This is a genomic window from Curtobacterium sp. APC 4022 (genome assembly GCF_030407555.1).
In the GTDB taxonomy this organism is placed as follows: Bacteria; Actinomycetota; Actinomycetes; order Actinomycetales; family Microbacteriaceae; genus Curtobacterium.
In genome coordinates this window covers 69124-92748 of record NZ_JASDDD010000009.1, presented here as the reverse complement: position 1 = coordinate 92748, position 23625 = coordinate 69124, and the positions used below count along the sequence as shown (strand labels likewise).

General features: G+C 70.8%; 24 protein-coding genes. 18 read left to right on the top strand and 6 right to left on the bottom strand.

The window, feature by feature from the left end:
• Positions 1–145: 145 nt before the first annotated feature.
• A complete protein-coding gene (locus QL987_RS05190) occupies positions 146–1168 on the bottom strand; it encodes a glycoside hydrolase family 6 protein (RefSeq protein ID WP_290156608.1) in 1023 nt (340 codons plus the stop codon).
• A 120-nt stretch (positions 1169–1288) separates the two neighbouring features.
• Between QL987_RS05190 and QL987_RS05185 the strand changes: the two genes are divergently transcribed.
• The 3 genes from QL987_RS05185 (at position 1289) to QL987_RS05175 (ending at position 2982) form a co-directional block, all read left to right on the top strand.
• The gene (locus QL987_RS05185) at positions 1289–1741 is read left to right on the top strand and encodes a VanZ family protein (RefSeq protein WP_290156606.1); all 453 of its coding nucleotides are present in this window, start codon (positions 1289–1291) and stop codon (positions 1739–1741) included.
• 146 nt (positions 1742–1887) lie between these two features.
• Complete coding sequence (gene rpsO / locus QL987_RS05180; RefSeq protein ID WP_110823867.1) at positions 1888–2157, top strand: 30S ribosomal protein S15; 270 nt, start codon at positions 1888–1890, stop codon at positions 2155–2157.
• A gap of 198 nt (positions 2158–2355) precedes the next feature.
• Complete coding sequence (locus QL987_RS05175; protein WP_290156604.1) at positions 2356–2982, top strand: CE1759 family FMN reductase; 627 nt, start codon at positions 2356–2358, stop codon at positions 2980–2982.
• Between the two features lie 18 nt (positions 2983–3000).
• Here the strand turns inward: QL987_RS05175 and QL987_RS05170 are convergent, their stop codons facing one another.
• Positions 3001–4212 carry a hypothetical protein gene (locus QL987_RS05170; RefSeq protein ID WP_290156602.1) on the bottom strand — a complete coding sequence of 404 codons (1212 nt, stop codon included), beginning with the start codon at positions 4210–4212 and terminating at the stop codon, positions 3001–3003.
• Between the two features lie 281 nt (positions 4213–4493).
• Between QL987_RS05170 and QL987_RS05165 the strand changes: the two genes are divergently transcribed.
• Positions 4494–6782 (top strand): polyribonucleotide nucleotidyltransferase, encoded by a 2289-nt coding sequence (locus QL987_RS05165; RefSeq protein ID WP_290156600.1) that lies wholly within the window; start codon positions 4494–4496, stop codon positions 6780–6782.
• Between the two features lie 63 nt (positions 6783–6845).
• On the opposite strand, the gene QL987_RS05160 is transcribed toward QL987_RS05165, so the two are convergent.
• On the bottom strand, positions 6846–7373 hold the full coding sequence (locus QL987_RS05160) for a YbhB/YbcL family Raf kinase inhibitor-like protein (RefSeq protein ID WP_290156598.1): 528 nt from the start codon (positions 7371–7373) through the stop codon (positions 6846–6848).
• A gap of 98 nt (positions 7374–7471) precedes the next feature.
• Positions 7472–8143, bottom strand: coding sequence for a TetR/AcrR family transcriptional regulator (locus QL987_RS05155; RefSeq protein ID WP_290156596.1), 672 nt, complete (start codon positions 8141–8143; stop codon positions 7472–7474).
• Between the two features lie 248 nt (positions 8144–8391).
• Between QL987_RS05155 and QL987_RS05150 the strand changes: the two genes are divergently transcribed.
• Complete coding sequence (locus QL987_RS05150) at positions 8392–9726, top strand: pitrilysin family protein (protein WP_290156593.1); 1335 nt, start codon at positions 8392–8394, stop codon at positions 9724–9726.
• Between the two features lie 8 nt (positions 9727–9734).
• Positions 9735–10337, top strand: a complete 603-nt coding sequence (locus QL987_RS05145) for a histidine phosphatase family protein (RefSeq protein ID WP_111075506.1) — start codon at positions 9735–9737, stop codon at positions 10335–10337.
• Positions 10338–10423: 86 nt separating this feature from the next.
• Here the strand turns inward: QL987_RS05145 and QL987_RS05140 are convergent, their stop codons facing one another.
• The gene (locus tag QL987_RS05140; protein WP_290156590.1) at positions 10424–10915 is read right to left on the bottom strand and encodes a GNAT family N-acetyltransferase; all 492 of its coding nucleotides are present in this window, start codon (positions 10913–10915) and stop codon (positions 10424–10426) included.
• Between the two features lie 22 nt (positions 10916–10937).
• Here QL987_RS05140 and QL987_RS05135 point away from each other — a divergent pair, with 22 nt between their 5' ends.
• Positions 10938–11684, top strand: coding sequence for a dihydrodipicolinate reductase C-terminal domain-containing protein (locus tag QL987_RS05135; RefSeq protein ID WP_221850568.1), 747 nt, complete (start codon positions 10938–10940; stop codon positions 11682–11684).
• 48 nt (positions 11685–11732) lie between these two features.
• Entirely contained in the window at positions 11733–12140 is a 408-nt protein-coding gene (locus QL987_RS05130) for a tetratricopeptide repeat protein (RefSeq protein ID WP_221850595.1), read from the top strand.
• 54 nt (positions 12141–12194) lie between these two features.
• Here the strand turns inward: QL987_RS05130 and QL987_RS05125 are convergent, their stop codons facing one another.
• Complete coding sequence (locus tag QL987_RS05125; protein ID WP_290156585.1) at positions 12195–13097, bottom strand: TIGR01777 family oxidoreductase; 903 nt, start codon at positions 13095–13097, stop codon at positions 12195–12197.
• Positions 13098–13159: 62 nt separating this feature from the next.
• On the opposite strand from QL987_RS05125, the gene QL987_RS05120 reads away from it, so the two are divergent.
• From QL987_RS05120 to recA, 10 genes are all read left to right on the top strand, one after another.
• A complete protein-coding gene (locus tag QL987_RS05120) occupies positions 13160–13963 on the top strand; it encodes a thymidylate synthase (protein WP_221850570.1) in 804 nt (267 codons plus the stop codon).
• Positions 13963–14478 (top strand): dihydrofolate reductase, encoded by a 516-nt coding sequence (locus QL987_RS05115; protein WP_290156581.1) that lies wholly within the window; start codon positions 13963–13965, stop codon positions 14476–14478. Before QL987_RS05120 ends, QL987_RS05115 begins: the two co-directional genes overlap by 1 nt.
• 51 nt (positions 14479–14529) lie before the next feature.
• Positions 14530–15507 carry a 4-hydroxy-tetrahydrodipicolinate synthase gene (dapA, locus tag QL987_RS05110; protein ID WP_290156578.1) on the top strand — a complete coding sequence of 326 codons (978 nt, stop codon included), beginning with the start codon at positions 14530–14532 and terminating at the stop codon, positions 15505–15507.
• 47 nt (positions 15508–15554) lie between these two features.
• Positions 15555–17231, top strand: a complete 1677-nt coding sequence (locus tag QL987_RS05105) for a ribonuclease J (protein ID WP_111075499.1) — start codon at positions 15555–15557, stop codon at positions 17229–17231.
• A gap of 102 nt (positions 17232–17333) precedes the next feature.
• Positions 17334–20354 (top strand): DNA translocase FtsK, encoded by a 3021-nt coding sequence (locus QL987_RS05100; protein ID WP_290156574.1) that lies wholly within the window; start codon positions 17334–17336, stop codon positions 20352–20354.
• A gap of 4 nt (positions 20355–20358) precedes the next feature.
• Positions 20359–20991, top strand: coding sequence for a CDP-diacylglycerol--glycerol-3-phosphate 3-phosphatidyltransferase (gene pgsA, locus QL987_RS05095; RefSeq protein WP_221850574.1), 633 nt, complete (start codon positions 20359–20361; stop codon positions 20989–20991).
• Positions 20988–21503: a nicotinamide-nucleotide amidohydrolase family protein gene (locus tag QL987_RS05090; protein ID WP_290156570.1), complete on the top strand. Its 516-nt coding sequence runs from the start codon at positions 20988–20990 to the stop codon at positions 21501–21503. The genes pgsA and QL987_RS05090 overlap by 4 nt, the downstream gene beginning before the upstream one ends.
• A 154-nt stretch (positions 21504–21657) precedes the next feature.
• A complete protein-coding gene (locus QL987_RS05085; protein WP_110823882.1) occupies positions 21658–21966 on the top strand; it encodes a helix-turn-helix transcriptional regulator in 309 nt (102 codons plus the stop codon).
• A 70-nt stretch (positions 21967–22036) separates the two neighbouring features.
• Positions 22037–22261: a DUF3046 domain-containing protein gene (locus QL987_RS05080; RefSeq protein WP_111075496.1), complete on the top strand. Its 225-nt coding sequence runs from the start codon at positions 22037–22039 to the stop codon at positions 22259–22261.
• Positions 22262–22537: 276 nt separating this feature from the next.
• Positions 22538–23590, top strand: coding sequence for a recombinase RecA (gene recA, locus QL987_RS05075; RefSeq protein WP_110904761.1), 1053 nt, complete (start codon positions 22538–22540; stop codon positions 23588–23590).
• The last annotated feature ends 35 nt before the right edge of the window (positions 23591–23625 follow it).

Genomic DNA, 23625 nt, shown 5'->3' with positions numbered 1-23625 from the left:
CGGTCGCCTGACGGGAGGCCCGACACCCGCCCGTCAGGCCGGCTCGCCCTGGTCCCGCACCTCGGCCACGAGCGTCGCCCACGGACCGTCCAGCCGGCGGCCGACAGGCGGACCGGTGTCGGGCCTCCCGGCCGTGGTGCGCCCGTCAGTCGCGCTTGCGGTTCTCGACCAGGGCGAGCGCGTACGACTCCCACCACTGCCCGGCGGCCGGTCCGCCGTTGCAGCTGCCGTCGCTGAGGCCGGGCGTCTTCACCCAGAGCAACGCGTCGAGCCGGGTCGTGCCGAGGGTGACGTGGGGGAGCTGTCCGAGCCCGGCACCCTCGGGGTTGCACCAGTCCCCGCGCCAGCCCTGACCGTTCCGCGAGACGTCGATGACGAAGTGCGGGTCGCCGCCGATCGCGTCGGCGAGTTCGTCGGCGTAGGCGCGCTCCTGGTCGACGCGGTAGAAGTTCGACACGTTCGTGGCGAAGCCCTGCACCCGGTCGACGCCCGCGCGCCGCAGCCAGTCGGCCATCGTCCGGACCGGCACCCGGTTCTCGTTGCCGCCGTCCAGGTACACGGTCAGCCCGTGCCCGGTGAGCGCCGTCACGGCCTTGCGGAGCAGCGGCAGGCGCGTGTCCCGCAGCCGCTCGCACACGGCGATCTGCGCGATCGAGTCCGGCTCGACCAGGACGACGGCGTGCGAGCCGGCGAGGGCGCGGACGACCGCGCGGACCCAGGGCAGGTAGGCGTCCTCGGCGGTGCCGCCGCTCGACCAGTGTCCGCAGTCGCGGTCGGGGATCGCGTAGAGCACGAACACCGGGGTCGCGCGCTGCTCGCGCGCCGACGCCAGGACACGCTGCACGGTCGCGACCGTCTCCGGCACGGACGGGTTCGTCAGCCAGGTGGCGACCGGCTGGTCCGCGATCACGGCGAGGCGGTCCGCGGTGGAGGCCCGGCCCGCCTTCCGCGCGGCCGTCTCGTGCCAGCGTGCCTGGTTCGCGGTCGACGGCTGGCGCGCGAGGCCGCCGGGCCACGCTTGGGCAACGCTCTTGCGGTGGGCGACCGGGCGGTCAGCGCCGTGCGGCAGCACCACGCTCACCGCCACGACGACGGCCACGACGAGCGCGCCGACGATCCCGATCCACACCCACTGACGCGTGGACGAGGCGCGTTCCGGTCTCGGCATCGGCCGTTCCTCCCTGTTGCGCGACGCCCCCGACCCGCGTCCGCTGCTGCCGTCATGTTCCCATCCCATCGTCATGCGATGCCAGGGCGCTGCACAGCAGGCGTGCCCCAGACTGACCTGATGTTGCGGAAACTGCTCCTCCTGGCCCTGACCGGCGGCTACGCCTGGGTGATCTACCGGATGACGCTGACCCCGCACGTGTTCACGTCGGCCGAGAACGCGCTGGTCCTGCACGCCATCGCCTGGGTGCAGCACCTGCCGCACGGGGCCTGGTTCACGTACGACCGCACCGAGTTCCTGGCGAACGTCGCGATGTTCGTCCCGGTCGGGGTGATCGCCGCGCTGTGGCTGCCTCGACGCTGGTGGATCCTCGGCGCCCTGGTGGCGGTCGGGCTGTCGGTCGGGATCGAGTTCGCGCAGGCCGAGTACCTGCCGGCCCGGGTGGCCGACCCCCGCGACGTGCTGTCGAACGGCATGGGCGGCCTGCTCGGGGCGACGCTCGTCGGGTTCGTGCGGAGCCTGCTGCCCGAGCGTCGACGCCGTCGTCGGCCGCTGCGGGCACGGACGGTCTGAGCGACCGCGCCCCGTCGGCGCGTCCCTGCTCTGGTATGCTCGTTCGGTTGCCGTCGAACGGCCGCGGATCAAGAGCGCTCACGCATCAGGTGTGGGCACCGCGCAACGGACAGAGCTCTCACGCAGAGCAGGAAAGGGGATCCTCCATGGCACTTGACGCGAAGATCAAGCAGGAGATCATTGAAGAGTACGCGACCCACCCGGGCGACACCGGATCCCCCGAGGTCCAGGTCGCCGTTCTGACGCGTCGTATCAACGACCTGAACGAGCACCTCAAGGAGCACAAGCACGACCACCACTCGCGTCGTGGTCTGCTCCTCATGGTCGGTCAGCGCCGCCGTCTCCTCGGGTACCTCTCCGACGTCGACATCGCCCGCTACCGCGCGCTCATCGAGCGTCTCGGCCTGCGCCGCTAGTCAGATCCGGAGCACTGCCACCGCGCAGTCCTGCTGATCGGAAGCCCCGTTCCTCCTGGTGAGGGACGGGGCTTCTGTCGTCCCCGGGCACGGGCCCGGGCCCGCGCCGTTCCCCGTGCATCCGTCGCGGGAATGCGTGTGTGCCATCGAGGGTTCCTGCTACTGTTCATGCAAACGCATCGAAAGTCGGGAGTCTCCATGACCACCATCGCCGTCGTCTCCGCCGGTCTCTCCGAGCCCAGCTCGACCCGCCTGCTCGCCGACCGCCTCGGCGCCGCGACCCTCGAGGCCCTGTCGGCCGACAGCGCCGTCGCCGGGGACCGGGTGGAACTCCGGAACGTGGACCTCCGCCCGCTGGCGCACGAGATCACCGACGCCATGCTCACGCGCTTCGCCGCCCCGGCCCTGACCACCGCGATGGCGACGGTCGTCGAGGCGGACGCCGTGGTCTTCGTCACCCCGGTCTTCACCGCCGGCATGAGCGGCCTGGCGAAGTCCTTCCTCGACGTCCTCGACAAGGACGCCCTCACCGACATGCCCGTGCTGCTCGGTGCGACCGGTGGCACCGCACGCCACTCGCTCGCCCTCGAGCACGGCATCCGTCCGGTCTTCGCCTACCTGCGCGCCGCGGTCGTCCCCACCGGGGTCTTCGCCGCGACCGACGACTGGGGGAGCGACGACGCGGGCACGCTCGACGCGCGCATCCGCCGGGCCGGAGCCGACCTGGCGTGGATGATGCGGGCCTCCCGGCGGCAGCCGCAGCAGGCGGACGCCCTGCCGGAGGTCGTGGACTTCGCGTCCCTCCTCGGTGGGGTGCAGCGCTAGTCGCACCCCTGCCGGCACTCAGTACCAGTGCGGGTTGACGCTCATCTCGTGGTTCCAGGCGCCGCACGGCGTCCCGTAACTGCTCTTGATGTAGGCGAGACCCCAGTTGACCTGGGTTTGCGCGTTCGTCCGCCAGTCCGCTCCGGCGGCGGCGAGCTTCGACGCCGGCAGTGCCTGCGGGATCCCGTAGGCGCCGCTCGACGCGTTCAGGGCGTTCGCGCGCCAGCCGGACTCCTGCGTCCACAGGGACACCAGGCAGCCGAACTGGTCGTCGCCCCAGCCGTAGCTGCCGAGGACGCTCCGTGCGTAGGCCTGAGCGGCGGCCGGGTCGACCGCGACGCCGTCCGTGCTGGGGTAGTCGTTGCCCGATGACGCCGCGCCCGACGGGGTGGGTGCGGCCGCTGCTGCCGCCGCGGCCTGGGCGGCGGCCTGCGCCGCTGCCGCCTGCGCTGCGGCCTGCGCGGCGACCGCCTGTCCGACTTCGTAGCGACGCTGCGTCTCGGCGGTCGAGTCCCGGAGTGTCGCGAGCTGCTGGTAGAGCTCGTCGCTGTGCGACTCGGTCGACGCGACCGCGGCATCAGCACGCTGCTGGGCGGCCTTCGCGGTCGCCGCCTTCGCCTCGGCCGCGGCCGCGAGCGAGGCACGCTCGTCCTCGGCCCGGGCGGCCTGGTCGTGCAGCGAGGACGCGGTCTTCGCCGACACGGAGGCGTCGTCGAGCACGCCGGCCCACGTCGTGGACAGCTGGTCGAGCGCACCGAGCTGGTACAGCAGCGCGTCCGGGTTGCCGGCGGTCGCGATCCGCGTCGTCATCTGGTCGGTCGAGCCGTCGCGGTACAGGTCCGCGGCCAGTCGCCCGGCCCGGGTCTGCGCACGCTTCGCGGTCTCCGCCGCCTGGTCGGCGTGGGCCTGGAGGCTCGTGGCCGTCTGGGTGGCCTGGGCCAGGTCCGCCTCGGCCTGCGTCGCCGCCGCGGAGCGGTCGAGGGCGACCTGCGACTTCGCGGCGGCGTCGGCCTGCACCGACTTCAGGGCTGCCTGGACCCTCGTGACCTCGGTCTGCTTGGCCTGCTCGTTCCCCTTCGCGCGCTGCACGTCCTGCCATGTCGGGTAGTCCGTGGCGGAGGCCGGCGCGGCACCGACCACCGGGACGACCAGGGCGCCGACGAGCACGGTGACGGCGAAGAGGACGTGTCGCCCGTGCGGCCGACGGACGAGGGTGGGATTCCGAGGCATGCCAGCAGGCTAGGTGAGGACACGCCCGTTCTCCTGGAGCACCGCCGCTCGTCCACCACGGAATGCTAAGGTCGGCTGGTCTGGGGACCGTTCCCCGAGACGAACCATGACATCGCACGCAGACCGGCACGAAGCTGGTCATCGGTGGTGGCGTCCGGGCCGGTTGTCGTCCCGTGTGCTTCTACTGCTGGCCAGACATGCGTTCCGCGTCGTGGAGCGCACGTGCACGAGTGTGCCCGAGGCCTGGTCTGCTGCACGAAAAACGCAAGGAGGCATCCTCTATGGAGGGTCCCGAGATCAAGTTCGCGGAAGCGACCATCGACAACGGTCGCTTCGGCACCAGGACGGTCCGGTTCGAGACCGGTCGTCTCGCGCAGCAGGCACAGGGTGCCGTCGCCGCGTACCTCGACGAAGAGACCATGCTGCTGTCGGCCACCAGCGCCGGCAAGCACCCGCGTGAGGGCTTCGACTTCTTCCCGCTGACGGTCGACGTCGAAGAGCGCTCGTACGCCGCCGGCAAGATCCCCGGCTCGTTCTTCCGCCGCGAAGGCCGCCCCAGCACCGAGGCGATCCTCGTCTGCCGCCTGATCGACCGGCCGCTGCGCCCGTCGTTCGTCGACGGCCTCCGCAACGAGGTCCAGATCGTCATCACCGTCCTGAGCATCGCCCCGGACGAGTTCTACGACGCGCTGGCCATCAACGCCGCGTCCGCGTCCACGCAGATCTCCGGTCTGCCGTTCTCCGGCCCGATCGCCGGTGTGCGTCTCGCGCTCATCCCGGGCGCGAACGGCACCGACCAGTGGGTCGCGTTCCCGAAGGCGTCGCAGCTGGCCGAGGCCGTCTTCGACCTCACGGTCGCGGGCCGTGTCGTCACCGACGAAGCGGGCAACGAAGACGTCGCGATCATGATGGTCGAAGCCGAGGCCACCGAGCACAGCTGGGACCTCATCCAGGGCGGCGCCACCAAGCCCGACGAGTCCGTCGTCGCGCAGGGCCTCGAAGCGGCCAAGCCGTTCCTCAAGGCCCTCGTCGAGGCGCAGGCGAAGCTCGCCGCGCAGTCGGCCAAGGAGATCCAGGACTTCCCGGTCTTCCCGCCCTACGCCGACGAGGTCTACGCGGCCGTCGAGTCCCTCGCGCTCTCCGAGCTCGGTGACGTCTACAAGATCGCCGCCAAGACCGAGCGCCAGGACGCCGACGACGCGCTCAAGTCGCGCGTCAAGGCCGCCATCGCCGAGCAGGTCGCCGCGGGCACGCTGCCCGAGGTCGCCAACAGCCAGGTCGGTGCCGCGTACAAGTCGGTCACGAAGAAGGTCGTCCGCGGCCGCATCCTCACCGAGCAGATCCGCATGGACGGTCGCGGCCTGGCCGACATCCGCCCGCTCGACGCCGAGGTCGCCGTGATCCCGCGCGTCCACGGTTCCGCGGTGTTCCAGCGCGGCGAGACGCAGATCCTCGGCGTCACCACGCTGAACATGCTCAAGATGGAGCAGCAGATCGACTCGCTGTCGCCCATCACGAAGAAGCGCTACCTGCACCACTACAACTTCCCGCCGTACTCGACCGGTGAGACCGGTCGCGTCGGTTCGCCGAAGCGTCGCGAGATCGGGCACGGCTTCCTGGCCGAGCGCGCCCTCGTGCCGGTGCTGCCGTCGCGCGAGGAGTTCCCGTACGCCATCCGTCAGGTCTCCGAGGCGCTCAGCTCCAACGGGTCCACCTCGATGGGTTCCGTCTGCGCCTCGACCCTGTCGCTCCTCAACGCCGGTGTGCCCCTCAAGGCCCCGGTCGCGGGCATCGCGATGGGCCTCGTCTCCGACACCGTCGACGGCCAGACCCGCTACGCGGCGCTGACCGACATCCTCGGTGCCGAGGACGCACTCGGTGACATGGACTTCAAGGTCGCCGGTACCTCCGAGTTCGTCACCGCGATCCAGCTCGACACCAAGCTCGACGGCATCCCGTCGTCCGTGCTCGACGCCGCGCTGAAGCAGGCCAAGGAAGCCCGTTCGGCCATCCTCGGTGTCCTCAACGAGGCCATCGACGGACCCGACGAGATGGCCGACACCGCCCCGCGCGTGATCTCGGTCAACATCCCGGTCGACAAGATCGGTGAGCTGATCGGCCCGAAGGGCAAGACGATCAACGGCATCCAGGACACCACGGGCGCCGACATCTCGATCGAGGACGACGGCACGGTCTACATCGGTGCCGTCGACGGTCCGTCCGCCGAGGCCGCGCGTGCGCAGGTCAACGCGATCGCGAACCCGACGAACCCGGAGATCGGGGACCAGTTCCTCGGCACGGTCGTCAAGATCGCGACGTTCGGTGCCTTCGTGTCGCTGATGCCGGGTCGTGACGGTCTGCTGCACGTCTCCGAGGTCCGCAAGCTCGCCGGTGGCAAGCGTGTGGAGAACGTCGAGGACGTCCTGGGCGTCGGCCAGAAGATCCTGGTCGAGGTCACCAAGGTGGACGACCGCGGCAAGCTCTCGCTCGCCCCGGTCGTGGCCGACGAGGTCGACACCGAGGGTCGCGACGACCACGGCACCCACACCGAGGTCCCCGCCGAAGGCTGATCCCTGATCACCTGAAGCCCGCAACGGCCGCCGTCCTGCTGGACGGCGGCCGTTGCCGTGGGGTCAGGAGGCGGGCGTCTCCTGGATGCCGACGAGCTGCGCGCGACCGAGCAGGTGCTCGCGGAACATGAAGCCGACGACGGCCGGGGTCGCCTCGGCGGGGACCTCGAGCGTCGGGACGTCCAGCGCGCTCAGCGTGAAGACGTAGCGGTGCGGGCCGTGGCCGGCCGGCGGAGCGGCACCGAGGAAGGTGTCGGTGCCGAACTCGTTGCGGCGGCGTGTGGCGCCGGCGGGCAGCAGGGCGTCGTCGGTGCCGGCGCCCTGCGGCAGCGAGCTGACCGAGGCGGGGATGTCCGACAGCGTCCAGTGCCAGAAGCCGGAGCCGGTCGGGGCGTCGGGGTCGTACACGGTGAGGACGAAGCTCTGGGTGCCCTCGGGTGCGCCGGACCACGTCAGCTCGGGGGAGCGGTCCGCGCCGCCGGCGTCGGCGCCGCGGGCTTCCTGCGGCAGCGTGCCGCCGTCGGTGAACTCGGGGCTGGTGAGCTCGAAGGTGGGAACGTCCGGCAGGTTCCAGTTGGGGTCGTTGGTCATGCTCCGAGCCAACACCCGTCGACCCGACGGAACCGGGGAACGACCCGGGGGAGTGCTCAGGCCGCTGCGCTCAGGCGGCTGCGCTCAGGCGGCTGGGGTCAGACGGCGAGCACGCGCTCGGCCACGCGGCCGAGTGCTGCCGTCGCGGCGATCGCGTCGCCCGCGTAGGCACCGCTCATCGCCCCGTCGCGCGCGAGCATGAGCTCGTCGGCGCCGTCGCCCGGCAGCGGGTGACCGGAGTCCTGCAGCAGGTCGCCGAGGCGTTCGGTGTACCAGTCGCGGTGCATGGCGACGACCTGGCGGACCGGGTCGCGGGGGTCGTGGTACTCGGCGGCGGCGTTGAGGAACGCGCAGCCGCGGAACTCGGCCTGGTTGACCTCGGCGGCCAGGGCGTCGACCCAGGCGCGGACCGCTGACTCCGGGGCGTCCGCGCCGGCGACGATCCGGTCCATGCGGGCCTGCACACGGGCGTGCTGCTCGTGCATGTAGGCGAGGATCAGGTTGTCCTTCGAGCCGTAGTGCTTGTAGAACGTCGCCTTCGTGACACTCGCCTCGGAGATGAGGCGGTCGACGCCGACGCCGCGGATGCCCTCTTCGTAGAACAGCCGTAGGGCCGTCTCGAGGATCCGGACCTTCGCGCCGCCGGAGCGGGGAGCCGGGGGGACGCTCGACCCGTCCGGCGACGGAAGGTTCTGGGTGCTCGGGGCCGGTCCTTGCAGACGCTGACCCAGGAGACGCTGGACGGTCGGTTGGGGGGAATCGACCGTCACAGCGTGGCTCTCCTTGGGTCATCGGCTCCGCGGCGGAGTGGGGGGACTCGTTGCCGCGCAGGACTGATGTCCCGAGCCACCGGGTCGAGATCTAGGGGGGCTCTCGACCCGGTGACATCACTGTAGCACGAGGAGGACAGACAGACGAGTCGGTCTGTCCACAATTCTTGTACCCCACTTCGAGTGGCGTGCCCCGCCAGCCCGTCAAACTGGGCGACGGGTGTCCGCGCTTCAGTAGAGTCATGACGATGAACCGCCCAGTGCCGCTGCCGCTCGAGGCTCCGGAAACGTCCTTCGTGACGTCCGGTGGAGCCCTCGTCCGGCGCACCGTTCTCGCCTCGGGCGTCCGTGTGCTCACCGAAGCCGTCCCCTCCGTCCACTCCACGAGCATCGGGTACTGGGTCGGTGTCGGGTCACGTGACGAACGGGCCGGACAGTTCGGCTCGACGCACTTCCTCGAGCACCTCCTCTTCAAGGGCACGACCGAGCGCAGCGCCCTCGACATCGCCGTCGCCTTCGACTCCGTCGGTGGCGAGCACAACGCCGCGACCGCCAAGGAGTACACCTGCTACTACGCCCGGGTCCGGGACACCGACGTCCCGATGGCCGTGGGCGTGATCGGTGACATGGTGACGAACTCCACGCTCGAGGACTCGGCGTTCGACATCGAGCGCGGGGTCATCCTCGAAGAGCTCGCGATGGCCGCGGACGACCCGGCCGACGTCGCGGGCGAGGCCTTCTTCGCCGCCACCTTCGACGGGCACGCCCTGGGACGCCCGATCGGCGGCACCCCGGACAGCATCCGCGAAGTCCAGCGGGACGAGGTGATGGCGCACTACGCCGAGCACTACGAGCCGAACGGCATCGTCGTGACCGCCGCCGGCGCCGTCGACCACGACGACTTCTGCGCCCTGGTCGAGGCCGTCTTCGCCGACGCGGCCCCGGCCGTGCCCCTCGCTCGTCGTCAGGCCCGTCCCACCGCCGACCCGGTCGAGTCGTCGCTGGCGGTCGTACACCGGCCGACGGAACAGGTCAGCATGCTGCGCGGGTCGCAGGGCCTCGACCTCCGCGACGACCGGCGCCCGGTGCTCAGCGTGCTCAACGCCGTGCTCGGCGGTGGCATGAGCTCCCGGCTCTTCCAGGAGGTGCGCGAGCGCCGCGGCCTGGCCTACGCCGTGTCGTCCTTCGCCCCGGCCTACCTCGACAACGGCGCCTTCGGCGTCTACGCGGGCTGTGCGCCGGACAACGTCGCCGGGGTCATCGACATCATCGACGGCGAGTTCCGCCGGATGGCCGACGACGGCATCACCGACGAGGAACTCCGACGTGCGAAGGGGCAGATCGAAGGCGCGCTGACGCTCTCGCTCGAGGACTCCGACGCGCGGATGACCCGCCTCGGTCGCGCCGAGCTCGGCACGGGGGAGTTCACCGACCTCGCGACCGCCCTCGAGCGGGTGGACCGCGTGACCGCCGCCGACGTGCTCGACCTGTCCCGCGACCTCCTGACCCGACCGACGGTGACCGCCGTCGTCGGCGACGTCCAGCGCGAGCGTCTGGCAGTGGCGCTCGGGATCGACGGTTGACCTCCACGATGTCGCACTACCTCTACCTCGTCCGCCACGGCGAACACCAGGACGCCGAGCACGGCCTCCGTGACGGCAAGCTCTCGGAACGCGGCAAGCGCCAGGCCATGCTGATCGCCGACCGCCTGGGTGGTGTGCCCTTCGACGGCGTCTGGCACTCCCCGCTCGAGGCGCCGAGCGAGACCGCGTCCTTCCTGCAGCAGCGTCTGCCGGCGATCCAGCCCGAGCCGTCCACCCTGCTGTTCGACTGCATCCCGTCCGGCCCGACGCCCGACATGCCGCACGCCTACAAGGGCTGGTACGGCGGGATCACCGACGAGGAGATCGTCGCCGGTCAGGCGCAGATGGGCGACGCCGTCGCGGAGTGGTTCACCCCCGCGATGGAGGACCGGCACGACCTGCTCATCACCCACAACGCCGTCATCGGCTGGTTCGTCCGCGAGGTCTTCCAGGCCCCCGAGTGGCGCTGGATGGGCACCAACGTGGCCCACAGCTCGCTGACGATCATCCGGATCCGCTCGGCGAAGCCCGCCGAGCTCGTGACGCTCAACGACCTCGCGCACCTGCCGGTCGAACTCCGCACCGGCCTGCCGGTGCCGCAGCCGCTCTAGGGCCGGTCCCGTCTGCGGGTCGCGATCTGCGGGTCGCGACCGGCGGGTCGGCCCGGCACCGTGCCTCCCGGGAGGCCCGTGGTGCGTCAGCGGACCGGCTTGCGGTACCAGGCGGTCGCGTTCGGGTTGTCGTTGAAGGCCGGCACCCGGTCGTAGCCGCGACTGCGGTACATCGCGCCGGCCGCGACCAGCGCGTCGTTGGTGTCGAGGACGATGCTCGTCGCGCCGAGGTCCACCGCGGCCTGCTCGAGCACGTCCATCACGGCGGTCGCGACCCCGCGGCCGCGCCCCTCGGGCAGGACGAAGACGTGCTTCACCTCGAAGCGGACGTCGTCGCCGTCGTCCGCGATGCGCCGGAGCCCGCCGCAGCCGAGCGGTGTGTCCCCGTCGTACGCGACCACGAAGGTGCCGTTCGGCGGGGTGAGTTCGGGCGTCGGGGTGCGTTTCCGGGTGTAGGTGCCCTGCGCGCTCGGGAAGGTGGCCTCGCGCTCGTCGAGGTACCGGTCGAGCAGGACGTCGACCTCCGGAGCACCGGCGCTGACGGTGCGGACGGTGACCTGGCTGCGATCCTCGGGCATGCCCCGATCCTAGGATGGGGGCATGGTCACTCCCGTCGCCGTCGTCGGCGCCTCCGGTCGGCTCGGTGCCCTCGTGGCGGCCGTCGTCGAGGAACTGCCCGACTTCGCGCTCGTCGCCCGGCTGTCGTCCGCCGACCGTGCACACGAGGCCGACGGCTCGGTGTTCGCCGGGGCGCGGATCGTCGTCGACGTGACGGTCCCGGCACTCAGCCCGGCGATCGTCGAGAACGCGCTGTCGACCGGGGCGAACGTGCTCGTCGGGACGTCCGGCTGGTCGGGGCAGCGGCTCGGCACGCTCCGGACGGCGCTCGAGGCACGTCCCGAGCAGGGTGCCTTCGTCGTCCCGAACTTCTCGATCGGTTCCGTCGTCGGCACGCACCTGGCCACGATCGCGGCACCGTGGTTCCCCTCGGTCGAGATCGTCGAGAGCCACCACGCCGGCAAGATCGACTCCCCGTCCGGCACCGCGGTCCGCACCGCCGAACTCATCGCCGACGCCCGTCGTGACGTCGGTCCGGTCGATGCGCCGCACGTGGACCAGCGGGCCCGCGGCCAGCAGGTCGCGAGCGTGCCGATCCACTCGCTGCGGTTGCCCGGCGTGAAGGCCGTGCAGGACGTCGTGCTGAGCGGCCCCGGCGAGACGCTGACGATCCGGCACGACACCGGCGACGACACCGCGTACCTGCCCGGCATCCGGGCGGCGCTGCAGGCCGTGGGGTCGATGCGCGGCCTGACGGTCGGGCTCGGTTCCGTCCTCGGCATCGGCTAGGGGGCGGTCGTGCGAGGCCTCCGGTCACCGCTCTGGGGCGTGCTGCTGATGACCGTCCTGCTCGTCGTCTACATCGTGCTCGTCGGACAGCGGGCGGTCGCGTTCCTGTCGACGGGGATCCCGGTCGGCATCGGGATCGGCGTCGCGCTCATCGTCATCGCCGTCATCGGTGCGCTGCTCCTCGTGCTGGAACTCCGCTTCGGGCTGCGGATCACCCGGCTCGGCACCCGACTCGAGCGCGAGGGCGGTGCGCCGGACGACGTGGTGGACGTCCGGCCCTCCGGGCGCCCCGCGCGCGCGGCGGCCGACGAGCTGTTCCCCGAGTACCGGGCAGCGGTCGAGGCGGCACCCGACGACTGGCGCGCCTGGTACCGCCTCGGGGTGGTCTACGACGCCGCGGGGGACCGGAAGCGGGCCCGGGCCGCGATGCGGACGGCACTGACCCACGCGCGGTGACCCCGCACCGGCCCCGGGCCCGGCCCCTTGGTCGACTCTCAGCGTCGCCGACGCTCAGAACGCCGCGTCGACGGCGTCCTCGGCCCGGGTGTACCGGAACGTGTAGCCGGACTCGAGCAGCTTCGTCGGCTCCATCCGCTGGTTCGACAGCAGCATCTCGTCGGCTGCGTCCTTGAGGACCGCACGGAGCGCGAACGCCGGCACCCGGAACAGGTACGGGCGGTGCAGGTCCTCGGCGACGCGCCTGGTGATCCGCTCGGCCACGGCGGGCTCGGGGCCGGCCAGGTTCACCGGACCGGAGACGTCGTCGGCGGTGGCGAGGTGCACGATCGCGCCGACCTCGTCCTCCAGGGCGATCCACGGCCAGTACTGGCCACCGGTGCCCAGCCGGCTGCCGACGCCGGCCTTCGTCAGGGGGACCAGCGGCGCGAGCGCGCCACCGCCCTGGCCGACGACGATGCCGGTGCGGAGCAGGACGACACGGACGCCCTCCGGTGCCCGCTCGGCCGCCCCCTCCCAGGCGCGGCAGACGTCGGCGAGGAACCCGGTGCCGACGGCCGCGTCGTCACCGAGCACGTCGACGGGACGGTCGCCGTAGACGCCGGACGCCGAGCCGGACAGGAAGACCCGCGGCGGGGTGCTCGCGGCGCGCATCGCCTCGACGAGGGTCGTCGTCGAGTCGATCCGGGAGGACCGGATCGCACGACGGTACGAGGCCGTCCAGGGCAGCTTGCCGAGGCTCGCCCCGGCCAGGTTGACGACGACGTCCGCGCCGTCCAGGACGGCCGGGTCGAGCGGCCGCTCGCCCGGGGCCCAGCGGAACTCGGTCGGGGTGCGCGGTTCCCGGCGGACCAGCGTCGAGACGTGGTGGCCGGCGTCACGGAAGGCACGGACCAGGGGCGTCCCGATGAAGCCGGATGCGCCGGCGACCAGGATCGAGAGCGGCTGTTGGGTCATGCCGCCACGGTACCCAGTCAGCTGACCGTGAGCCCGGGACCGTGTCGCTTAGGCTCGACGTCGTGACCGAGAACCCCACGCCGTACGAAGACCTGCTGCGCCGAGTGCTCGAGGAGGGCTCGCCGAAGGGCGACCGCACCGGCACCGGGACCCGCAGCCTGTTCGGCGCCCAGCTGCGCTACGACCTGTCGCAGGGTTTCCCGCTCATCACCACCAAGCGCGTGCACATGAAGTCGATCGCGTACGAGCTGCTCTGGTTCCTCCGCGGCGACTCGAACGTCGGCTGGCTGCAGGAGCACGGTGTCCGGATCTGGAACGAGTGGGCGGGGGAGGACGGCGACCTCGGACCGGTCTACGGCGTGCAGTGGCGCTCGTGGCCGACCCCGTCCGGCGAGCACGTCGACCAGATCGCCCAGGTGATCGAGCAGATCCGGAGCAACCCGGACTCCCGCCGGCTCATCGTCTCGGCCTGGAACGTGGCGGACATCCCGAGCATGGCGCTGGCCCCGTGCCACGCGTTCTTCCAGTTCTACGTCAACGACGGCAAGCTCTCGTGCCAGCTGTACCAGCGGAGCGCGGACATGTTCCTCGGCGTCCCGTTCAACATCGCCTCGTACGCCCTGCTCACCCACATGGTCGCCGCGCAGACCGGGCTCGAGGTCGGCGACTTCATCTGGACCGGCGGCGACTGCCACGTCTACGACAACCACGTCGAGCAGGTCCGGGAGCAGCTGTCACGCACGGCGTTCCCGCTGCCGACGCTCGAGCTCGCCCCGCGCGACTCGATCGACGACTACGAGTACGAGGACATCACCGTCGTCGGCTACGAGCACCACCCGGCGATCTCGGGCAAGGTCGCGGTCTGATGGTGAACGGGGCTGGTGGTCCGGGCTCCGTCGGTCTGGTGTGGGCCCGCTCCACGGACGGCGTCATCGGCGCCGACGGCGGGATCCCGTGGCACGTCCCGGAGGACCTAGCCCACTTCCGCACCGTGACCGGCACCGGCACCGTGCTGATGGGCCGGCGGACGTGGCAGTCCCTGCCGGAGCGGTTCCGCCCGCTGCCCGGTCGCCGCAACCTCGTGCTCACCCGCGACCCGGCGTTCCACGCCGAGGGCGCCGAGGTCGTCCACGACCTCGGCGCGGCGATCGGACAGGCCCAGTCGGCCGGTGGACCGGTCTGGGTGATCGGCGGTGGTGCCGTCTACCAGGACGCCCTGGCGCGTGCCGACCGCATCGCCGAGACGATCGTCGACGTCGTGGTCGCCGGTGACACCCGCGCGCCGACCATCGACGACGCGTGGGAGCTCGTCGAGGACGGCCCCTGGCAGGAGTCCCGGACCGGCACCCGCTACCGCTTCCTGGAGTGGCGCCGCCGCTGACCGTCCGGGTGGACGGACGCCGTGCGCGCTCGGCCCGGTACGCTGGTCTCCGTGTCCACGCGTGAGAATCCCTTCGGCCAGGTCCTCGTCGCGCTCGTGACCCCGTTCACCGCCGACGGCGAGGTGGACTGGCCGGGCGTCGAGCAGCACATCGACGACTGCATCACCGCGGGCGCCGACGGCATCGTCGTCACCGGCACCACCGGCGAGACCTCCACCCTCACCGACCCGGAGAAGCTCCGGCTGGTCGAGGTCGGCAAGTCCGTCGCCGCGGGCCGCGCGAAGATCATCACCGGCGGTGGCTCGAACGAGACCGCCCACGCGATCCACCTCTACAAGCAGAGCGAGCGCGCCGGCGCCGACGGCGTCATGATCGTCACGCCGTACTACAACAAGCCGACCCAGGCCGGTGTCCTCACGCACTTCCGGATGATCGCCGACGCGACCGACCTGCCGGTCATCCTGTACGACATCCCCGGCCGCACCGGCATCCCGATCACGTACGACACGATCCTCCGTGCGTCGAAGCACCCGAACATCCTCGCCGTGAAGGACGCCAAGGGCGACTTCGCCGAGGTGTCCCGCGTGCTCAACAACACCGACCTCATGTACTTCTCCGGCGACGACACGAACGTGCTCCCGCACCTGTCGATCGGCGCCACCGGGCTCATCGGCGTGACCGCGAACATCACGAGTGCCCCGTACCGCACCATCGTCGACGCTGTGAACCGCGGCGACCTGGCGTGCGCGACCGCCGAGCACAAGCGCCTCGAACCGCTCGTCCGCGCGATCATGACCCACGTGCCCGGCACCGTGGCGGCGAAGTACGTGCTGCACGGCCTCGGGCGCATCGGCAGCCCGCGCGTCCGGCTGCCCCTCGTCGGCCCGGAGGACTCCGAGGCGTACGCCATCGAGACCTCGCTCGAAGCCGTCGTCGACGTCCCGGGCGCCGACTTCTCCAACTTCCGCCCCGACCGCAACGCAGCGGCCGGCGGTGCACTACCGAAGGTGCCAGGCACCACCCGTTGACGAACCGCGGCGCGCTCAGCGCGCGTCGCCCGAATCCGTAGGACCGAATGCCCACACAGATCTCGACTCCCCAGCCGCTCGAACCCGGAACCCTCCGAGTCATCCCCGTCGGGGGACTCGGCGAGATCGGTCGCAACATGACCGTGTACGAGTTCGAGGGCAAGATCCTCATCGTCGACGCCGGCGTGCTCTTCCCCGAGGAGCACCAGCCCGGTGTCGACCTGATCCTGCCGGACTTCGCGCCGATCCGGGACCGGCTCGACGACGTCCTCGGTGTCGTGCTCACGCACGGTCACGAGGACCACATCGGCGCCGTCCCGTACCTGCTGAAGCTCCGCGGTGACATCCCGCTGATCGGCTCCACGCTGACCCTCGCGCTCGTCGAGGCGAAGCTCAAGGAACACCGGATCAAGCCCTACACGCTGAACGTGGCCGAGGACCAGACCGAGCAGATCGGTCCGTTCCACCTCGAGTTCGTCGCCGTGAACCACTCGATCCCGGACGCCCTCGCCGTCGCCATCACCACCCCGGCCGGCCGCGTGCTGCACACCGGCGACTTCAAGATGGACCAGCTCCCGCTGGACGACCGGATCACGGACCTCCGTGCCTTCGCGCGCCTCGGTGAGCTCGGCGTCGACCTGTTCCTGCCGGACTCGACGAACGCCGACGTGCCGGGCTTCACCGCACCGGAGCGCGACATCGGCCCGGTGCTCGAGAGCATCATCACGAAGGCCCGCAAGAAGGTCGTCGTGGCGAGCTTCTCGTCCCACGTGCACCGCGTGCAGCAGGTCCTCGACGCCGCCGCGGCCGCGAACCGCAAGGTCGCGTTCATGGGGCGCTCGATGATCCGCAACATGACGATCGCCGCCGAGCTCGGGTACCTCCGCGTGCCGGAGAACGTGCTCATCGACACGAAGAAGGCGAAGAACGTCCCCGACGACCAGATCGTCTACATGTCGACCGGGTCCCAGGGCGAGCCGATGGCCGTCCTGGCGCGGATGGCGAACCTCGAGCACCAGATCGAGATCGGTGAGGGCGACACCGTCATCCTCGCCTCGTCGCTGATCCCGGGCAACGAGAACGCCGTCTACCGCGTCATCGACGGTCTGACGAAGCTCGGCGCGAAGGTCGTGCACAAGGGCAACGCCAAGGTGCACGTCTCCGGACACGCCTCGGCCGGCGAGCTGCTCTACTGCTACAACATCCTGCGTCCGCGCAACGTCATGCCCGTGCACGGCGAGCACCGTCACCTGTTCGCGAACGCCGACCTGGCGATCCAGACGGGTGTCCCGCCGCGCAACGTCATCCTGGGCGAGGACGGCACCGTCGTCGACCTCAAGGACGGCCAGGTCACGGTCGCCGGGCAGCTCGACATCGCCTACGTGTACGTCGACGGCTCCACGGTCGGCGAGATCACCGACGCCGACCTCAAGGACCGCCGCGTCCTGGCCGAAGAGGGCTTCATCACCGTCTTCTGCGCGGTCGACTTCACGACCGGCCAGTGCGTCATCGGCCCGGAGATCCAGTCGCGCGGGTTCGCCGAGGACGACTCGGTGTTCGACGACGTGCGTCCGCAGATCGCGAAGGCCCTGGCCGACGCCGCGGGCAACGGCACGCGGGACGCGCACGCGTTCAGCCAGGTGGTCCGCCGCACGGTCGGTCGCTGGGTGAACACGAAGCACCGTCGTCGTCCGATGATCGTGCCGGTGGTCATCGAGGCGTGACGCCTCGCAGATCCGACTGACGGGAGGCCCGTCGCACGTCCGCCACGGACGCTGCGGCGGGCCTCTCGTCCTTCGTCGTCGGCTGGCGTTAGGGTCGTCCCCATGGCCGGAGGCACCAAGTCGACCACGCGCACGCGCGCGTCGTCATCGTCGACCCGTGGAGGCGGGTCGCGCGGGACGTCGCGTACCCAGGCCACGACGAAGAAACTGCCGCAGGCGGCACCGACACCGGTGTTCCGCGAGCAGAACCCGCTCGTGACGGCGTGGCTCGGCATGGCGCACGGCGTCGGTGCCGGCTTCCGGTTGCTCGGCAAGGAGTCCCTCGAGAAGGACCAGCGCCGCGACGGGTTCCCGTTCCTGCTGTTCGTCCTGGCCATCGCCGGCGGGGTCGTCGAGTGGTTGAACCCGACGAACGCCGTGTCGATCGCCCTCGACGCGTACACGTTCGGCGGGCTGTTCGGTCGGCTGGCGTTCGCGCTGCCCGTGATCATGGTCGTGTTCGCCGGCTGGCTCTTCCGGCACCCGGCGTCCGTGCACGACAACACCCGGATCGGCATCGGCCTGGGGCTGATGCTCGTGTCGATCGCGTCGCTGTGTCACGTGTTCGGTGGGCAGCCGAGCGCGGTGGACGGCATGCCCGCCCTCGCCGCGGCCGGTGGGGTGCTCGGTTGGGTCGTCATCGGCTGGCTCGTCGCGGTCGCCACGGCCTGGGTCGCCGTCCCGGTCGCGGTCGTGCTGCTCGCACTCTCGCTCTTCATCATCACCAAGACGCCGCCGAACCAGCTCGGCCGGCGTCTGCACGAGCTCTACGCCTACCTGTTCGGGGCTGCCGGCCCGGCGGTGGAGACGGACGAGACCCCGAGTGCTGCCGAGACCGGTGCGGTCGCGACGAAGCCGACTCGGAAGCGTGGCGCGAAGGGGCAGTCCCAGGACTTCCCGCTGTTCGAGGACCTCGGGTTCGACGAGGACGGCGTGCCCGTCGAACCGGGCGCAGACGAGCACCTGCCCTGGTGGCGGCGCAACAAGTCCGGGCGCGAAGAGGACCCGGCGTTCGACAGCCCGGTCATCCCGCCGGCCGGCGCGGCTGCGGCCGGTGTCGGTCCGCGCGGTGCGGGTGCTGCCGGTGCTGCCGCCGGGCTCCGCGACCTGACGCCGGCCGAGCCCGAGTCGGTCAACCTCAACGACTCGATCGAGCAGGACGTCGCCGACGACCTCGACCGTGCGGAGCAGGCGCTCCGCGACTTCGGGTCGCCCGCGGCCGCGGCCGCACCGACCGAGGCGTTCCGTCCGGACCGCGACGTCGCGGCGGCAGTGGCCACGGGCCTCCCGTCCAGCGCTGCCGCCGTTGCAGCGCCGGCCGTCGCGCCGGTCCCGTCTGTGCCCGTCGTGTCGGGTGCGTCCGACCTCGGCGAGGTCGGGGTCGAGGACGAGCCGGAGGGCCTGCCGGTCGCCGGCACCGACGACCCGGCCCACCCGTACCGTCTGCCCGCCGCGACCACGTTGACCCCCGGCACGCCGTCGGTCGCGCGCAGCCAGGCCAACGACGAGATCGTCGCGGCGATCACCGGTGTGCTCACCGAGTTCAAGGTCGACGCGCGGGTCACCGGGTTCTCCCGGGGGCCGACGGTCACCCGCTACGAGATCGAACTCGGCCCCGGCGTCAAGGTCGAACGCGTCACCGCCCTGTCGAAGAACCTGTCGTACGCGGTGGCCTCGAACGAGGTCCGCATCCTCTCGCCGATCCCCGGCAAGAGCGCGATCGGCGTCGAGATCCCGAACAGCGACCGCGAGATCGTGTCCCTGGGTGACGTCCTCCGCTCGAGCGCGGCCACCAAGTCCAAGCACCCGATGACGATCGGCGTCGGCAAGGACGTCGAGGGCGGCTTCGTCGTCGCGAACCTGGCGAAGATGCCACACCTGCTCGTCGCGGGCTCCACCGGCTCCGGCAAGTCGGTGTTCATCAACTCGATGATCACCTCGCTGCTCATGCGCGCGAAGCCGTCCGAGGTCCGCATGGTCCTGGTCGACCCGAAGCGCGTCGAGCTGTCGATCTACGCCGGGGTCCCGCACCTCATCACGCCCATCATCACGAACCCGAAGAAGGCGGCCGAAGCGCTGCAGTGGGTCGTGAAGGAGATGGACATGCGGTACGACGACCTGGCGTCCTTCGGGTTCCGCCACGTCGACGACTTCAACAAGGCCGTCCAGAACGAGGAGATCGTCCTGCCGGCGGGCAGCGAGCGGAAGCTCAAGCCGTACCCGTACCTGCTCGTCGTCGTCGACGAGCTCGCGGACCTCATGCTCGTCGCCCCGCGCGACGTCGAGGAGTCGATCGTCCGCATCACCCAGCTCGCCCGCGCCGCCGGCATCCACCTCGTGCTCGCCACGCAGCGTCCGTCGGTCGACGTCATCACCGGCCTCATCAAGGCGAACGTGCCGTCCAGGATCGCGTTCGCCGTGACGAGCGTCACCGACTCCCGCGTCATCCTCGACCAGCCGGGCGCCGACAAGCTCATCGGCCAGGGCGACGCGCTCTTCCTGCCGATGGGTTCCTCGAAGGCCGTCCGCGTGCAGGGCGCCTGGGTGCAGGAGAGCGAGGTCGCCGAGGTCGTCCAGCACGTCACCCGGCAGGCACAGCCCGAGTACCGCCAGGACGTCGCGGCCGTGGTCGAGCGCAAGGAGATCGACGCCGACATCGGCGACGACCTCGAGCTGCTGCTCGCGGCGGTCGAGCAGGTCGTCTCGACGCAGTTCGGGTCGACATCGATGCTGCAGCGGAAGCTCCGTGTCGGCTTCGCGAAGGCGGGGCGTCTCATGGACCTGATGGAGTCCCGCGACATCGTCGGTCCGTCCGAGGGGTCGAAGGCGCGCGACGTCCTCGTCACCGGGGACCAGCTGCCGTCGGTGCTCGCGAAGCTCCGGGGTGAGGAGCCGCCGGTGGCACCTGCTGCGGCAGCACCGACCGCCGCCCTGCCGTCGTCGTCCGCCGCGGTGCCGTCCTCGGCCACGGAGTCCGACGACCGGTACGGCAACGACCCGGTCGCCGGCATGACGCGTGGGTACGATGAGGTGACAGGCGATGACGACGACGAAGACGCCTGGGGCCTGACGGGCAGGGAGTGAGACCATGACCGCCTCTGACGGCAACACGAACCGGTTCCCGTGGCGTGGCCGGATCCTCCGCAAGGGTCCCGGCCCCGCGTCCACCGCGAACGTCGCCAACATCATCACCGTGGTGCGCATCCTCATGGCGCCGCTGTTCTTCGTCCTGCTGCTGGCCGACGCCGGTGCGGACGGCCCGGTGCGCATCTGGGCCGCGGTGCTCTTCGTCGTGGCGATCGTCACCGACAGCGCGGACGGCATCATCGCCCGCCGACAGAACCTGGTGACCGACTTCGGCAAGCTCGTCGACCCGATCGCCGACAAGGTGCTGATCGGCGGCGCGCTCGTCGCCCTGTCGATCCTCGACGAACTGCCCTGGTACGTGACCGTGCTGATCATGGTGCGCGAGATCGGCATCACGGTCTTCCGCTTCGCGGTGCTGTCCGACCGGGTGATCCCGGCCAGCCGCGGCGGCAAGATCAAGACGGTGCTGCAGGCCGTCGCGCTCACGCTCGCGCTGTTCCCGTGGTGGAACCTCGTCGGCGACCTGGCGCACTGGGTCAATGGCATCTTCATGACCGCAGCGGTCGTCGCGACGGTCGCCAGCGGGGTGGACTACCTCGTGCAGGCGTGGCGGCACAACCGGACCGCAGCGTGACCCTCCCGGCCTCCGCTGCGGTCACTGACGTCGCTCGTGCGCTCGTCGCGGAGCTGACCGCTCGTGGTGAGACCGTCGCGGTGGCGGAGTCGCTGACCGGCGGACTCGTCGTCGCGGAGCTGGTCGGCGTCCCCGGAGCCAGTGCCGTCGTACGCGGGGGAGTCGTGGCCTACGCGACCCCGGTGAAGGCGACCGTGCTCGGGGTCGATGCCGAGCTGCTCGCCGAACACGGTGCGGTCGATCCGGAGGTCGCGCGCCAGATGGCCGCGGGTGTCCGGATGGCGCTGGCGGTCGACGACGTCCCGGCGACCTGGGGCATCAGCACGACGGGTGTCGCCGGACCGGATCCCCAGGACGGTCAGCCGGTCGGGACCGTGTTCGTCGGCATCGCCAGCGCGGCCGGTGCGGAAGCGGTCGAACTGCACCTGGACGGGGACCGCGGAGCAATCCGTCGGGCCGTCGTCTCCGAACTCCTGGCACGACTGCGATCCAGACTGCAGGGCGTGGAATAGGCGGCGTGACCGTCAGGTTACATCTCACGCAATCTCCAGCAGGACGGCAGCCGCACTGGCTAACATGCTGCAACCGGCAACCTCATCGTTGCCGAACCCGAGCTCGGTCATCCCGACCGAGCGGGCGCGGAGATGACAGGAAGGAGGAGTTCTCATGGTTCTCGTTCGTCAGGAAATCGGCGATGTGCTGCGGGACTTCCGCTTGCAGAAGGGCCGGACCCTCCGTCAGGTCGCGTCCAAGGCCAGCGTTGCCCTCGGGTACCTCAGCGAGGTCGAGCGTGGTCAGAAAGAAGCCAGCTCGGAGATCCTCGCCTCGGTCGCGGATGCTCTCGACACCCCCATCTCGACGATCATGCGCGAAGTGGGCGACCGCCTCGCGGTGGTCGAAGGACTCACCCGGGTCCCGGACACGCTTCCCGATGAACTCGTCGCCGAGTTCGACAACGACCTCGCGGTGCGCTGAGGCCCATCTCACGAACGAACGCCCTCGCCGGTCCGCCGGCGGGGGCGTTCCCCGTTGTTAGGGTGGTCCGATGCGCGTGAGTGAGTTCTGGCGAGCCGTCGACCAGGTGTTCGGGGATGCCTACGGTGCCGTCGTCGCGCGGGACGTCGTGCTCGAGCAGCTCGGCGGTCGCTCCGCAGCGGACGCCCTGGCCGCGGGCATCGACGCCCGCACGGTCTGGGAAGCGCTGTGCGACTCGCAGGACGTCCCGGAAGCGCGTCGGCACGGGCGCGGTCTGCAGGACCCGCGGGACTGACGAACGGCCCTGTCCGGCCCTCCCCGATGGGAACACCTGTTCGGCGTGTCGCTCGAACACGTGTTCGGTCGGTGCTACGTTCCTGCACAGCGACGTTGACCGGATGCTCCATCCACAACCGACGCTCGCCACGGCAGTGATGTCGGTGGGCGGCCGTAGGTTCATGGACATCGGAACACGTCCGAAGCCTTGTCGCAGAACGAGTGGCCTTGCACCATCGGCCGGTCCGGACGCGACAGCCTACAGGCGGCCGTCACCAGCACGAAGGAGCATCCCATGCCATCAGCAGTAGACCGCGAGAAGGCCCTCGAGACCGCACTCGCCCAGATCGACCGTCAGTTCGGCAAGGGTGCCGTGATGCGCCTCGGTACCGACGAGCGCGCTCCGGTCGCCGTCATCCCCACCGGCTCCGTCGCGCTGGACGTCGCGCTCGGCATCGGCGGACTTCCCCGTGGCCGCATCATCGAGATCTACGGGCCGGAGTCCTCCGGCAAGACGACGCTGACGATCCACGCCATCGCCAACGCCCAGCGCAACGGTGGCATCGCAGCGTTCATCGACGCCGAGCACGCGCTCGACCCGGAGTACGCCAAGAAGCTCGGTGTCGACATCGACGCACTGCTGGTGTCGCAGCCGGACACGGCCGAGCAGGCGCTCGAGATCGCGGACATGCTCGTCCGTTCGGGCTCCATCGACCTCATCGTCATCGACTCCGTCGCAGCACTCGTGCCGCGTGCCGAGATCGAGGGCGAGATGGGTGACTCGCACGTCGGTCTGCAGGCCCGCCTGATGTCGCAGGCCCTCCGCAAGCTCGCCGGTGGGCTGAACCAGACGCAGACCACGATGATCTTCATCAACCAGCTGCGCGAGAAGATCGGTGTGTTCTTCGGTTCGCCGGAGACCACTTCCGGCGGTAAGGCGCTGAAGTTCTACGCCTCCGTCCGCCTCGACATCCGCCGCATCGAGACCCTGAAGACCGGTACCGAAGCCGTCGGCAACCGGACCCGCGTCAAGGTCGTCAAGAACAAGATGGCACCGCCCTTCAAGCAGGCCGAGTTCGACATCCTGTACGGCGTCGGCATCTCCCGCGAAGGTTCGCTGCTCGACTTCGGTGTCGACCACAACATCGTCAAGAAGTCCGGTGCCTGGTACACGTACGACGGCGACCAGCTCGGGCAGGGCAAGGAGAACTCCCGCGCCTTCCTGATCCAGAACCCCGAGATCGCCGCTGAGATCGAGGGCAAGATCCTCGCGAAGCTCGGCGTCGGCGGGGCCAAGGAAGCTGCACCGGTCGAGTCCATCGCGCCGAAGGTCGCGAAGGGCGCGTGACGGCCGGAAACGACGACGCGGACCTCGCACCGGTC